Annotated in this window: 10 protein-coding genes and 1 pseudogene; 4 read left to right on the forward strand and 7 right to left on the reverse strand. The window is 75.4% G+C overall.

What is annotated here, in order from left to right:
* Positions 1-217: 217 nt before the first annotated feature.
* Positions 218-1000, reverse strand: a complete 783-nt coding sequence (locus E1284_RS31015) for a phosphatase PAP2 family protein (RefSeq protein ID WP_165965496.1) — start codon at positions 998-1000, stop codon at positions 218-220.
* 148 nt (positions 1001-1148) lie between these two features.
* Here E1284_RS31015 and E1284_RS31020 point away from each other — a divergent pair, with 148 nt between their 5' ends.
* From E1284_RS31020 to E1284_RS31030, 3 genes are all read left to right on the forward strand, one after another.
* Complete coding sequence (locus E1284_RS31020) at positions 1149-1712, forward strand: DUF1349 domain-containing protein (RefSeq protein ID WP_131943712.1); 564 nt, start codon at positions 1149-1151, stop codon at positions 1710-1712.
* Between the two features lie 55 nt (positions 1713-1767).
* Positions 1768-2736, forward strand: a complete 969-nt coding sequence (locus tag E1284_RS31025) for an alpha/beta hydrolase (protein ID WP_131943713.1) — start codon at positions 1768-1770, stop codon at positions 2734-2736.
* A 100-nt stretch (positions 2737-2836) separates the two neighbouring features.
* Positions 2837-3217: a VOC family protein gene (locus E1284_RS31030; RefSeq protein ID WP_131943714.1), complete on the forward strand. Its 381-nt coding sequence runs from the start codon at positions 2837-2839 to the stop codon at positions 3215-3217.
* 146 nt (positions 3218-3363) lie between these two features.
* Here E1284_RS31030 and E1284_RS31035 read toward each other — a convergent pair whose 3' ends face one another.
* From E1284_RS31035 to lanL, 5 genes are all read right to left on the reverse strand, one after another.
* Entirely contained in the window at positions 3364-5070 is a 1707-nt protein-coding gene (locus E1284_RS31035) for an ATP-binding cassette domain-containing protein (RefSeq protein WP_207924049.1), read from the reverse strand.
* The gene (locus tag E1284_RS31040) at positions 5067-6824 is read right to left on the reverse strand and encodes an ATP-binding cassette domain-containing protein (RefSeq protein ID WP_131943715.1); all 1758 of its coding nucleotides are present in this window, start codon (positions 6822-6824) and stop codon (positions 5067-5069) included. The genes E1284_RS31035 and E1284_RS31040 overlap by 4 nt, the downstream gene beginning before the upstream one ends.
* A 146-nt stretch (positions 6825-6970) precedes the next feature.
* The gene (locus E1284_RS41920) at positions 6971-7126 is read right to left on the reverse strand and encodes a VenA family class IV lanthipeptide (protein ID WP_165965497.1); all 156 of its coding nucleotides are present in this window, start codon (positions 7124-7126) and stop codon (positions 6971-6973) included.
* A gap of 6 nt (positions 7127-7132) precedes the next feature.
* The gene (locus tag E1284_RS31045) at positions 7133-9028 is read right to left on the reverse strand and encodes a S9 family peptidase (protein ID WP_131943716.1); all 1896 of its coding nucleotides are present in this window, start codon (positions 9026-9028) and stop codon (positions 7133-7135) included.
* Positions 9025-11856 (reverse strand): class IV lanthionine synthetase LanL, encoded by a 2832-nt coding sequence (gene lanL, locus E1284_RS31050; protein ID WP_207924050.1) that lies wholly within the window; start codon positions 11854-11856, stop codon positions 9025-9027. The genes E1284_RS31045 and lanL overlap by 4 nt, the downstream gene beginning before the upstream one ends.
* A 494-nt stretch (positions 11857-12350) precedes the next feature.
* On the opposite strand from lanL, the gene E1284_RS31055 reads away from it, so the two are divergent.
* On the forward strand, positions 12351-12998 hold the full coding sequence (locus tag E1284_RS31055; RefSeq protein ID WP_207924051.1) for a signal protein: 648 nt from the start codon (positions 12351-12353) through the stop codon (positions 12996-12998).
* A 31-nt stretch (positions 12999-13029) separates the two neighbouring features.
* Here E1284_RS31055 and E1284_RS31060 read toward each other — a convergent pair.
* A pseudogene (locus E1284_RS31060) lies at positions 13030-13334 on the reverse strand (IS630 family transposase); the annotation flags it as partial.

Here is a 13334-nt window from a genome sequence, read left to right on the forward strand (position 1 = left end):
CGGGGGGCTCGCGGGACGGCGCCGGGAGGGCGGCGGCGTCAGTGCGTCGCGCGACAACAGCCGCAGCTGGTGACGCGCCCGTAGTCGACATGGCGGCGCGCCACGAGCATGGTCATTTAGGCAGTTTACCCTGGTCAGGGTGGTGTCTTTGAGTAACCTGTGTCACAGCTGAACCGGATTCGGCCTCCGCCGTGACGTCCGGTGCCGGCCGCCTCGCTCAGGCGGGCACGAGCTCGTCGTCGCGGGACTCGACTTCGGTGCGGTGGCCGCTTTCACGATCATCGTGCGCGGTGGGGGAGCCGGCCGCCGAGAGGAGCGCCATGGCGCCGGCCAGGAGCGCGGCGGCGACGATCCCGTCCGTCCAGTAGTGGTTGGCCGTCACGACCACCACGAGCACCGTCACCGGCGCGTGCAGCGCGACCGCCCAGCGCCACGGGCTCCGCGACGTCCTGACCACCGCGACCGCCACGAGCAGCGCCCATCCGATGTGCAGTGAGGGCATCGCCGCGTACTGGTTCGCGATCCCGTCCGCCGCCGCCGGGTACGCGGACGGCCCCACGGTCAGCATGGTGTCGACGGCGCCGATCCCGGCGAGCCGCGGCGGCGCCAGCGGGAAGAGCGTGTGCACGACCAGGCCCGCCGCCGTCAGCGCCACCAGCTCGTTCCGCACCCGGGCGTAGGACGACCGGTGCCGCGCATAGAGCCAGATCAGCAGCAGGGCCGTCCCCGGGAAATGGACGCCGACGTAGTACACGTTCGCCAGGAACGCGGTGTGCTCCCATCCGAGCGCCCAGTGCTGGAACGCGACCTCGCTCGGCAGCCACGGCCGTTCGAACCCCCACAGCAGGGCGGCGTTCGACATGGCCTGGCCGGGGCCCTGCTCGACGAGCGTCCGCCCCCACTTGTAGAACGCGAACAGGACCAGCAGGAGGCCGGCCTCGACGAGCAGCGGCCGTGCTCTGCCCCTCAGCACTCCCCGTGCCGCCGCAGTGCTGACCATGGTGCCCCTCCCCGTGCCGGTGTTGCGTCCCATCACAACCTTCGCGTCCGACACTTCGGCGGGCACTGGGCCCAACTCCATGAAAACCGGAGGAAAGGTCCATCTCCGGGGGTGGAGTTAACCCCACCCCTCCCGTAGATTCCGCAGCGTGATCACCGGCGAATGGCTCAACCCGCCCGCCGCCGTCGCCGAGGACGGCTCCGCGCTCCTCGTGACCGCGGCGAAGGGGAGCGACTTCTGGCGGACGACGTCCTACGGCTACGACCGCGACGGCGGCCACGCCCTGCTGTCGCCGTTCGGCCCCGAGGCCGCGATCGAGGTCACGTTCATCGCCGACTACGACCGCCAGTTCGACCAGGCGGGCGTCCTCGTGCGCCTGGACGAGAAGACGTGGATCAAGGCGGGCGTCGAGTACTGCGACGGCGCCCTCCAACTGGGCGCGGTGGTGACGGCCGGCGCCTCCGACTGGTCCTCGGCACCCGTCCCGTGGCACGGCCGCGAGGTGACGCTGCGGGCGAGCCGCTCGGGCGACGCCGTCACCGTCCGGGCCCGCGCGGGCGGCGACCCGTGGCGGATGATCCGCCTGGCCCCCTTCCCGCCCGGCGTCGGGGCGGCGGCCGGCCCCTACTGCTGCGCCCCCGAGCGCGCGGGCCTCACCGTCCGGTTCACCCGGGTGACCGCGGGCCCGCCCGACGCGGCCCTCCACCCGTAGATACCCAAGCACTTACTTGGTAAGCTCCCGCGGACAAGCGCGGGAGGGATGCCACATGACGGTCGCGCCGGTGATCGAGGAACGCGCGGGATGCGGCCCGGGAGCGCGGCTGGCCGCCCGGTTCATGCGCCGCGTCGTGCGCCCGCTCGTCGAGCGGCTCCCGTGGACCCCGTTCACCCTGCGCTTCGTCCCGCTGCTCGACCTGGGCGCGGCCCTCCTGCTGCCGCCGCGCGGCACCAGGGTCGCCGCGGTGCAGGGCCTCGGCTGCGGCGCCGAATGGGTGCGCGGCCCCGGTGTCCCCACCGGCTCCCGCCGGGTGATCCTCTACTTCCACGGCGGCGGCTTCGTCGCCTGCGGCCTGCGCACCCACCGCCGCATGATCGCCCGCATCTCCCAGGCCGCCGGCATGCCCGTCCTGTCGGTCGCCTACCGGATGCAGCCGCGTGTCCCGATCCGGACGTCCATCGACGACTGCGTCGGCGCCTACCGGTGGCTCCTCAGGACCTACGGCGCGGACGACATCGTGATCGCCGGCGACTCCGCGGGCGGCTACCTGGCCTTCATGGCCCCGCTGCACGCACTCCGCGAGGGCCTGCCCCGCCCCGCCGGCATCGCCGCCCTGTCGCCGTTCGCCGACCTGGACATCGCCCCGAAGACCGCCCACGCCAACGCGGCCCTCGACCCCTTCATCCCCGCGCACCGCCTGTGGGACATGGTCCGCACCTGCTTTCCCGGCGCCGAGCCGACCGACCCGTGGCTCTCCCCGGTGCACGCCGACCTCACCGGCCTGCCGCCCGTCCTCATCCAGGCCGGCGCGATCGAGGTCCTCCTCGGCGACGCCGAGCGGATGGCCGAACGCCTCGGCGCCTCGGACGTCCCCTGCACCCTGCAGATCTGGGAGGGCCAGGCCCACGTCTTCCAGGTCTTCGCCGACATCTCCCGCGAGGGCCTCACCGCCATCAAGGAGATCGGCGCCTTCGCCCGCGGCGTCACCACCACGAGCACCCCCCAGAAGGCCGCCTAGCACGACCCTGCCGGACGGGGGTTCCGAGCGAGGCGGAGGAGGGTGAGTTCGACGGTCTCGGGCCTTGGCCGGCCGGGGTGTTGCCGATAGCCTCCCCGCCATGCACCGCAGTCGACTGGTCGGGATCCTCATTGACACGCCTGCCGCGCAAGCAGGAGCGGCGGCGGACTTCTGGTCCGCGGCGCTGGGCGCCCAGGTGCATCCCGCGCCCGGCGAGGAGCAGTTCACGGTGCTGGCGGGCGCGGTCCCCGGGCTGTTCACCGTCGTCCAGGCGGTCGACGACGCGCCGCGCTACCACCTCGACATCGAGACCGACGACCTGGCGGCGGAGGTCGCCCGCCTGACGGCGCTGGGCGCGGAACCGGTGTCGAGCTGGCAGGATGCCCATACCCTGCGGGCGCCGGGCGGCCACCTGCTTTGCGTGGTGCCCGTGCACAGCGCCCCCGAGACGTTCGCCGAGTCGGCCCGCACCTGGCCGTGAGCCCGGTGCGGCGCCGCGGCCTTCAACGTCCTCGGCGGCGGCAGCGACGGCCGCATCCGGCCTGGCTTTCTCACCCCGCGCAAGCGTGACGTCCTGGGACGCTGCGGCCTGTAACCGGCTTCGGTGCCCCGGATGCCGGCCATGGGTCAGGTGCGCCAGTGGCCGACCAGTTCGGCGTACAGGGGGCTGCGTTCGAGGAGTGTCTCGTGGGTGCCGTGGACGGGGACCGGGCCGTCCAGGAGCAGGACCCGCTGGGCGCGCTCGGCGGAGCTGATGCGGTGGGCGATGACGATGAGGGTGCCGCCGCGTCCGGCGAGGGCCAGTTCGGCGCGGGCCTCGGCGGCCGGCTGGAGATGGCTGGTCGCCTCGTCCAGCACGAGGACGGCCGCGGGCGACAGGTAGGCGCGCGCCAGGGTGATGAGCTGCCGTTCGCCGTGCGAGAGGTCGGCGCCGCCGGGCGGCAGGTCCGCGTCGTAGCCGCCGAGGCGGTCCACCGTGTCCGCCAGCCCGACGGCCGCCACGGCCTCGTCCAGCTGCCCGGTGGTGGCGTCCGGGCGCAGGTAGGCGAGGTTGTCGCGCAGCGTCCCGGCGAAGACGTAGGTCTCCTGCGGGATGAGCGTGACCGCCGACCGCAGCTGCCCGGGATCGACCTGCCCGAGCGGGACGCCGCCGAGCGCGACGCGACCCCGCTGCGGCGTCAGCAGGCCGGTGAGCAGGTTCGCGAGCGTGGACTTGCCGGTGCCGCTCGGACCGACCACCGCCAGGTGCGTGCCCTCCGGGACGCACAGGGACAGCTCCCGGACGACGGGCGCGGCGTGCGGCGAGTAGGCGAAGGTGATCCGGTCGGCCTCGATGCCGAAGGAGCGGGCGGTCGCGCCGGTCCGGGGCGGCGCGGCGCTCGGGGCGCAGACCCCGGCCAGCCGGCCGAGGATCACCGCGAGGCTGAGCAGCAGGGTGCCGCCGGCGTCCACGAGGACGGTGATGCCCGGCTGCAGCCCGGTGACCAGGTACCCGGCCGCCCCCGCGATCTCCCCGGCGGTGAACCCGCGCGCGGTCAGGTACGGGGACAGGACGAGCAGCGCGAGCAGCGGGAGGTGCACGCCGAGCACCAGCACGGGCAGCCGGACGAGCCGGGTGCGAGCGTACGCGCGCAGCGCCCCGGCCTGCGCGTCGATCACCGCGCCGACGGTGCCGGCCGCGCGCTCCTCGGCGGCGCACGCGGTGACGTCCCGGACGCCGTGCACGACCACCGCGGCGGTCTCGCCGATCCGCTCCGCCTCCCGGACGACGGCCAGGTAGCGGCGGTACTGCAGGCTCACGGTGGCCGCGAAGACTCCGAGCGCGAGCGCCACCGAGAGGCCGGCCGCCAGCGCGAGCGGCGGTGCCAGCAGGGCCAGGCCGAGCAGTGCGGCGACCCCCGCCGACAGCAACTGCCGGACGTTGCGCAGCGCCGTGCCGAGCAGCGCCCGGACGGCCTCGGCCTGCTCGGTGACCTGGGAGACCCCGGCGCCCGCCGCGTCCGGGGACCCGTCGCTCATCCGGTGCAGGGCGGCGGTCACGACCTCCCCGACCAGGGAGTCGCGCAGCGGTTCGACGGTCGCGGCGAGCCACGGGTAGACGCGGCCCGTCCCGACCGCGCCGGCGGCGTACAGGCCGGCCAGGGCGGCGAGCCAGCCGAGCCCCGCGAGGGGGCGGCCGGACAGGAACCCGTGGTCGATGGCGCGCGCCAGCAGCAGGCCCGAGGCGAACGCCGGCAGGCTCTCCAGCGCCGACCAGGCGGCGAGCCGGCGCAGCGCCGGCCACTGCCCCCGTATGTGGCGGTGCAGCAGCAGCGCCGCGGGCGGTGCCGTCACGGGCCAGCCACCTTCTCCGAGGCGGGCTGTGCGGCGAACACGGCGCGGTAGCGGGGGTCGGGCCACAGCTCGGCGTGGGCGGCGAGGGCCCGCACCCGGCCGCCGTCGAGCCAGGCCACGAGGTCGGCGCGGGCGGCCGTGGCGGGGCGGCGCGCCACCACCAGGCTGGTCCGGCCCGCGAGGATCCGCTGGAGCGCGCGGGTCACCCGCATCTCCGTGGCGGTGTCGAGGCTGCTGGTGGCGTCGTCCAGCACGATGATCCGCGCGTCGCCGAGCGCGGCCCGGGCCAGGCCGAGGCGCTGCAGCTCGCCGCCGGACAGCGGGGCGCGCCCGAGCGGGGTGTCGTAGCCGTCCGGCAGCGCCCGGATGAAGGCGTCGGCGTCGGCGGCCCGCGCGGCGCGGCGGACCTCGGCGCGGGTCGCGTCCGGGCGCGCGTAGGCGATCGTGTCGTGCACGGTGGCGCCGAGGAGGGCGGGCCGTTCGAAGGCGTAGGCGACGGCGCGCCGGAGCCGGGGGAGCGGGACGGCGGCGACCGGGACGCCGTCGAGCTCGACGGTGCCCTCGTCGGGGTCGAGCAGCCGCCCGATCAGCGACACGAGCACGCTCTTGCCCGTCCCGGAGGCGCCGGCGACCGCGACGGCGGCGCCGGGCGGCACGTCGAGGTCGAGGCGGTCCAGGACGGTCCGGCCGCCGGTCCGGACGGTGACGCCGCGCAGCCGGAGCCGGCCGGGCCCGTCCGGCAGCGGCACCGGCCGGGCGGGTGCCCGCACCGCCGGGGCGGCCGTCAGGATCTCGTCGATCCGGCCGGCGCCGACCTGGCAGTTGAGCAGCGCGACGACGGTGTCGAACAGGGACGCGGAGGCGACGGCCATGGCGGCGTAGGACACGGCCGCCACGAGCTGCCCGGTGGTGATGTCGCCGGTGGACAGCCGGATCCCGGCGACGCCGACGACCAGCACCTGCGTGAGGGGGGCGAGCAGCGCGAGACGCCGGCTCACCCGGCCCTGCGCCTCCCACGTCTCCCGGCCGGCCCGGCGCAGCTCGGGAAGCGGCGCGAGGACGCGGCGCGCCTCGGCCGCCGCGGTGCCGCTCGCCCGGATCGTCCGGATGCCCTGCCGGGCGTCCAGCAGCCGGGTCGCGATCGCGGCCTGGCACGCCTGGTAGCGCGCGAACGGCTCGGTGGCCCGGACGACGAAGACGCGCAGCGCCGCGGCGAGCGGCGGGATCCCGGCCGCGAACGCGGCGGCGAGCCACCAGTCGATCATGGCGAGCGCGACCGCCGCGCCCGCGGTGGTCGCGACGCCGGCCGCCGCCGTCAGCGCCAGGACCGGGAAGGCCGCGGGCCCGGAGGCGCTCTCGGTGAGCCGGGAGAGCACGTCCCCGGTGGGGAAGCGCCGCTGCCCGGCCGGTCCGAGCGCGAGCACCCGGCCGAGCAGCCGGTGCCGGAGCCAGGCGGTGATGTCGCCGCCGCAGTAGGCGCCGAGCACGTCCTCGCCGGTGTCGGCGAGGACCGCCGCGGCCAGGACGGCCGCCAGCCGCGCCGTGGCCGTGCCGAGGTGCTCCTGGGTGCGGGCGGCGTCGACGGCCCCGGCCAGCATGAGCGGCGTGGCCACGGTCGCGGCGACGCGGACCGCGGTGAGCGCCGCCAGCAGGCACACGCGCGGCCGGAACCGCCGCACGGCCTCGCGCAGCCGCCGCCTGCCCCCGGCGCGCAGCGCGGCGGGCGTTCCGGGCTCGGCTGCTGTCCGGACCACCCTCGTCGGCTCCGTCCGTCGTCGGCGTGCGTCATCTACACTCGGGGATGGGTCCGGTCACGGACCGGCTCGCGCCGGCCCGTGACCGGGGTTCTGCGGTCCGGGGTTCGGTCAGGGATCCCGGGGGCCGCATGGGATGGTGCGGATCAGATGCACGAGATGCCGACGCACACCGAGTTCAGCAGCGTGAGCAGGCCGACGCACGCGCAGGTGCCGCCGAGCTGGATCCCCTCGATCTCGATGGGGTCCGTCTCCGGCAGTTCCTGCAGAGCGGCCACGAGGTCGCCTTCGAACGCGTCCATGTGATGTCACCTCCTTTCCTGGTCTGGTAGGGAGGCCCGCCCCGCCGCGAGGCAGAAGCGGACCACGGCTTCACGCAGGACCGGTGACCGGGCCTGGACGACGCCGTCGTGGCCGTCGTCGGCCTCCAGGTAGTCGAAGTCGACTCCCTCGGTCCTGCCGAGTTCGAGAAGGCGGGCGCGCAGCGCCCTGGACTGCGCCACCGGGACGACCTCGTCCCGGACGCCGTGGACGATCAGCAGTGGCGCGCTGACGGCGGCGCACGCGCGCAGCACGTCGCGTCCGTCCCCGGGCGCGCCGGTCGCGTCGCAGCGGCTCAGCCGCGACACGCGTTCCCGGACGGCGCCGGACGCGCCGCCGTGCAGCCCGGCGGCGGAGGTGAAGGGCGCCAGCGCGACGCAGCCCGACCACAGCCGCGGGGCGCGGCAGGAGGCGAGCAGCGCCAGGAAGGCGCCGTAGCTGCCGCCGAGCACGACGGGGCCCGGCAGGCCCGCCGCGGCGCGGTCGCGCCCGATCTCCCGGGCCAGGTGGACGATGTCGTCGAGGTCCGCGCCGCCCCAGTCGCCGATGACCGGCCGCAGGTGCGCCTCGCCGTAGCCGGTGCTGCCCCGCTGGTTGGGCGCGGCGACGGCGGCGCCGGCGGCGGCCAGGTGCTGGAAGAGCGGCTCGAAGTCCAGCCGCCAGGACGCCAGCGGGCCGCCGTGCAGGGCGATCACCAGGTGCCGGGCGCGCCGCCATCCGGGACCGCCGTAGACGATCGTCTCGATCGGCCCCGCGGGGCCCGGCAGTTCGATGGCGCCGGCGTCCGCCCAGCCGAAGTCCGCGTCCGGGTCGGGCGCCAGCCACCAGTCGGCACCATGTCCGCTGGGCACCGTGGCCAGGGTGGGCGGCCGGTCCGGCGCGGCGTAGCGCAGGTGGATCCGGCCGTCCTCCGCCCAGCGCGCGGGCGGCCACAGCATTCCCGGCGGACCCGGCACCGGCGTGAGGCGGTCCCGGTCCGGCGCGTAGACGGCGAGGCGTTCCGCGGCGCCCCGGGTCTCGCGGACGAGCAGGTTCTCCCCGGCGGCGTCGAAGGTCAGCGGCGCCCGGGGACGCGCGGACCCGTTGAGCGCCTCGGGGAACCGCACGGGCCCGCCGCGGGGGAACCGCAGCCCGATCTGCCCGGTTCCGGGCTGCTGCGCGCCCGGCGATGTCGTGGTGACGGCGAGGGCGCCGGAGCGCGGACTGAACGCCGCGATGCGGTCGGTCGTGATGTCGGACACCGACCAGGCCCGCCGCCACGCGCGCTCGGGCAGATCGACGAGGACGCCCTCGGTGCGGTGCGCGGCGGTGGTGCGGTCGAGGGCGAGGGTCCGTCCGCCGTCGACCCACACGCCGCCCCCCAGCACGCCCGGGATTCGCACGACCGCCTCCAGGGCCGGCAGCCGCCAGTGCAGCCACCAGATCCGCGAGTACCGCTCGTCCTCGACCGTGACGAGCACGATGGTGCCCGCCGGGCCGGGCGCCGCCAGCAGGAATCCGGCGAGCATCGCCGGGACCGGCCACGAGCGGGTGAACCGCAGCCCCCGGCCGGCCGGCTCCGCCGCGAGGACGGTCCCGTGCCCGGCCGGTGCTCCGTCCACGCCGGTCGCGGGCCGCAGGACGAGGACGCGGCCGTCGTCGAGCGGCAGCACCCCGCAGCGCCGGTCCAGGCCGTCGCCGTCCTCCGCGTGCGCCGCGGCGCCGCCGGTGAGCGTGCTCCGGAGCGGGACGGGCCGCGCCAGCTCCCATCTCTCCAGCGCCACCTCGTCCCCGGCGGCGCGCAGGCAGGCGCCCCAGCCGCCCCCTCCCGAGAAGGCGAACCCGAACCGGGTCGCCACCGGGGGCAGGCCCCGCAGGACCGGCTCGTGCGCGGGTGCGGTCATGACGCGCGCTCCGCCCCGGCGGCCGCGGCCGCCGCCCCTCCGGCGAGGCCCGCGGGGACGTCGGCCGTCCACAGCCGCGGCGTGCCGTACAGCGCCCGCAGCAGGAAGCCGAGGATGCCGCTCATCCCGTCGCCCCAGCTCACCGAGACCTGCCCGAACTCGTCGGGGAACACCGACCGGCGGCCGCGCTGCGCCCGGTTGGCGAGCACGATCCGGGCGAGCCGCCAGGCGGCGTGCCGGTACTCGCCGTCGCCGGTGAACGCGGCCATGTCGAGCAGGAAGTCGCCGTTGCCGGAGAGTCCGTGGCACTGCCCGAGCGGCGCGCGCCAGCGGTGCTCCAGCACCGACCGCGCGGCCCGTTCCGCCCCTCGCGCGAACCGCGCGTCCCCGGTGGCGTCGGCCAGCCGCACGAGGAAGCCCCCGATCCCGGCGGCGCCGTGGCACCAGTACGGCGCCGTCGGCGCGTCGCCGGGACCGGCCCCCCACATCGCCGACCGCTCCGTGCCGGTCGCCTCGTCCAGCAGGTTCTCCCCGGTCGCGGCGGCCAGGGCCAGCAGGTCGGCGCGGCCGGCCGCCCGCGCGCACGCGGTCAGGAAGCAGCCCACCCCGGCGATGCCGTGCGCGAACCCGTAGTAGCGCCGCCCGGCGAGCTTCGACTCGTGCTGCGCCGGGGTGCTCCAGGAGAGCTTCCCGGCCCGGTCCTCGACCGCGGCGGCCAGCGCGTCGGCGGCGGCGACGGCCCGCTCGGCGTACCGGGCGTGCCCGGTGCGGACCCACAGGTGCAGGGCGGTCAGCCCGATCCCGGACGTCCCGTGGGTGATGTCGGGGGCGTCGACCGCCGTGGGAAGCCGGTCGGCCACGGCCAGGGCGGCGTCCACGAGACCGGCGTCGTCCAGGGCGAGGCCCGCGTCCAGGATCGCCCACGCCGCCCCGGCGGTGCCGAAGTAGAGCCCGGCCGGCCGCGGCGTGCCGTCCTCCAGCCGGGTCAGGATCCACCGGGCGGTGCGGGCGATCGCGTCCGGGAGGCGGCGGTCGCCGGTGAGCTCGAAGCAGCGGACCAGCGCGCCGAGCGGGCCGGCCGCACCGTGCTGGAGGCTGCACGGGTCGGGAGCCCCGTGGACGCAGGACCCGGGCCACAGCGTGTCGGCGCCCCCGGCGTCCATGGAGTCGAGGAGGTGGTCGGTGATGCCGAGGACGGTCTGCCGGGTCTGCTTGCGCAGCCATCCGGACCGCAGCCGGGGCCGCCCGGCCGGAACCTCCGGCTCGGTGCCGGCGGGCACCGGCTCGGCGTCCCCGCCGCGCGCGGCGGCGAGCGTCTCGCGCGCCCGCTCCGGGCTCCAGCGGTGCCGCGGGTCGTCGGCCATCAGGCCGAGGAGCAGCGGGACCACCGCGGCGGGCAGGTCCAGGCCCTGGGTGCGCGCGGTCAGCCACTCCGCGAGCCGTTCGGTCACCGACCGGGCGGCGGGGTGCTCGTCCAGCAGGTGGGGCGGACCGCCGGTGAGCAGGTGGCAGAGCGTCGCGCCCAGCGCGAACCGGTCCGCCGCGGGGTCGGGCGCCGCGCCGGCCATCTGCTCGGGCGCCGCGAAGCCGGGCGTCCCCGCGCGCAGCGGGACGTCGTCCGGTCCGCCGGCGGTGGCGGCCAGCTCCAGGTCGATGAGGACGGGGACGCCGTCCGGGCGGACCATGATGTTGTTCGGGGTGAAGTCGCGCACGATGAGCCCGGCTCCGTGCGCCTTGACCATCAGCCCGGCGAGCCGGACGGCCGTCTCCAGCGCGGGCGCGAGATGCGGGCCCCAGCCGCGCTCGCCGATCAGATCCGCCGTCCACTGCCCCAGCGTGGTTCCGGGGATCATCTCCTCCGCCAGGAACAGGTGGCCGCTCTGCGTGAACAGCCGGACCGGCCGCGGCGCGAGCCCGAGGCCCGCGACGGCCTCCAGCGCGCGGGCCTCGGCGCGGAGGAGGTCGCGGGCGTCCCTGCCGTTCTCGCCGGCGGCCACGTGCGGGCGTGCCTCCTTCAGCACGACCTGCTCGCCGGTCTCGGTGTCCGCGGCGCGGTAGACGCCGCCCTTGTTGGTGTGCCGGATCGCCTCCCGGACGGCGAAACGCGTTCCGATCAGAATCTCGTTCCGGTCGGTTCCGGTGGCGTTCCCGCCGTGCTCGGGGCCGCGCGCCCGGTGTTCGGGAAAGGGACAGGACACCCATGGCGGAGGCGTGTATCTTCCGATGCGCTGATCCTCGACCGGGTTTCCATCCGGGTCGAGAATCGTCCACGCGTAGAATCCGTCGTTGGTGATGCGGCGCTCTTCGATGAACGCGCCGTAACGGTAATGGACGAGGCTGCCCGGCGCGTAGGGGCGGTCCGAGAGAATGCGCGGACCGGCCAGGCCGACCGTCGCCCGGTGCAGTTCCAGCGCCAGCCGGACGGCCTCGTCGTCGCTCTCGGGGTAGACGGTCAGGAACTTTCCCGAATGGCCGCGGGAGGTGTTGCGCGCGTTCAATGCCGCGACGTGGTCGTGGGTGGCGGCGAACTTGAACGCCGAGCGGGCGGCCAGCAGTACCGGCAGTGCGCGGGTGAGCACCTCCACCGCCGACGCGGGGGTGGCCGATATGTGCAGCTTCCATCCCTGAGCTGGGCACTCGCCGCCCTCGGGGACCACATGGCACCACATGCCGGCGCGCCGCGCCCGCCACCGCGCCGGCTCCCCCGCGGGGCCGCGCGCCGGGCCGCGCGCCGCCGCCATCGCCCGGTCGAGCACATCGGCCAGGCGGGTGTCGTCGCTCTCCGCGGGCGCCGCCCCGGACAGGACGCTGAAATGGAAGTCCGCCATGGTGTTTCGTCGCTCTCTTTTCCATCCCGGCCGGCCGGATGAATGCACCCGCCGTGCGATCTTCTTGCTTTTTCCCCAGCAATGGTGTCCGGCGGGGCCCGTTGGCTTCCGGCGAACGAGGACACGTTAGCCACGAATCTCCCATGAACGCCAGAGCGGATTTCTCGCGAAGAATGTCCGCCGCGCCGGTAGTGAAGTGTCACCCAAAGGTCCTGGTCCGTGTGACTCGTGTGACGGCTGCGCCGTATGTACGGATTCGGCGGGGCGGGGATGGGGATTTGTCCACCTTGTCCATGGCATGGATCGTCGGAAACTTTGCCAACTGGGTGACGAATGAGTTTCGGCCCTGGTCATGGCCGATGGCAGTCATGGAGTCCTCTGGCGGGCCGCCGCCCCGATGTGCTAGCCGGACGAGCGCCGCGACCGGCTCGCAGGGGGAGTCGGGCTTGGACTATTCGGTACGTCCTTGATCAGGTTTGCGCTAATCTGCGGCGATGATTCGTGGCCGTATCGTGGTTTCGCTGCTGCTGTTAGGGCTGGTCGCCGGCTGTGCCGAGGAGAATCCGGACGGCGCCGGCGCCTCGGCCGAGGCCGACGCCGTGACAGAGAGCGGGCCGCCCTCTCCGAGCGGGGGCGTCGCCGTCGGATCGCAGGAGCCGGCGGACGTGCAGTCCGCCTGGTGGAGCTGGGCCGCCGGCTCGCCATCCGGACGCAACCCCGTCGAGGACACCACGGGGGAGTTCTGCGCGGTCGACCAGCCGTCCGACCTCTGGTTCCTGGCCGGCACGTTCGGCGGGTCCGTGACGCGCGGCTGCGACATCCCGGCGGGCCGCACGCTCGTCGCGCCGGTCGTCAATCAGCGCGGCCCCGAAGAGGACTGCGCGGCCTTCATGGAGACCGCGACCGGAACCCTGACCGTGGACGGGAAACAGGCGGCCCTCAAGCGCTGGTCGGCCGTGCCCATCACGATCACCGGAGTCCCCGGCAACCCGGCGAGCGAGGAGGGCTCCGTCCGGGCGTACGGATGCGGGCTCTGGGGCGTCCTCCCACCGCTGCCCCCCGGACCGCACAAGGTCGAGATCCGCGGAAGCAGCGGAGACTTCCGCACCTCCGCGACCTACAACCTGACCGTGACCCCCTAGTGCGGTGACCACGAACGTTCGCCGGGTCTTGTCATGCTGCTTTGGGGCGGGGTCGTCCCCAGCGTTGCTGGCGTTCGCTGCGGACCCGGGCGCGTTCGCGGCGTTGGGCGGCCAGCACGTCGGGGTGGCGGGCGTTGGCGTTGCGCCAGCGCAGGTAGGCCTGGATCTCCCAAGCGAGCACGGTGTGGTTGGGATGGTTGGAGTTGCCGATCACGAAGGTGCGCAGCGGCCCGAACTGCGCCTCGATCGGGTTGGCCCACGAGGCGTAGGTCGGGGTGAGGCACAACTCGACGTTGTTGCGGGCCGCCCAGGCTCTGATCTGCGGGGTCTTGTTCG

Source organism: Actinomadura bangladeshensis (assembly GCF_004348335.1).
In the GTDB taxonomy this organism is placed as follows: domain Bacteria; phylum Actinomycetota; class Actinomycetes; order Streptosporangiales; family Streptosporangiaceae; genus Spirillospora; species Spirillospora bangladeshensis.

Coding starts and splice junctions, on each gene's coding strand:
- E1284_RS31015 (WP_165965496.1), bottom strand. CDS start 1,000: ATGGTCAGCACTGCGGCGGCACGGGGAGTGCTGAGGGGCAGAGCACGG.
- E1284_RS31025 (WP_131943713.1), top strand. CDS start 1,768: ATGACGGTCGCGCCGGTGATCGAGGAACGCGCGGGATGCGGCCCGGGA.
- E1284_RS31030 (WP_131943714.1), top strand. CDS start 2,837: ATGCACCGCAGTCGACTGGTCGGGATCCTCATTGACACGCCTGCCGCG.
- E1284_RS41920 (WP_165965497.1), bottom strand. CDS start 7,126: ATGGACGCGTTCGAAGGCGACCTCGTGGCCGCTCTGCAGGAACTGCCG.
- E1284_RS31045 (WP_131943716.1), bottom strand. CDS start 9,028: ATGACCGCACCCGCGCACGAGCCGGTCCTGCGGGGCCTGCCCCCGGTG.
- lanL (WP_207924050.1), bottom strand. CDS start 11,856: ATGGCGGACTTCCATTTCAGCGTCCTGTCCGGGGCGGCGCCCGCGGAG.
- E1284_RS31055 (WP_207924051.1), top strand. CDS start 12,351: ATGATTCGTGGCCGTATCGTGGTTTCGCTGCTGCTGTTAGGGCTGGTC.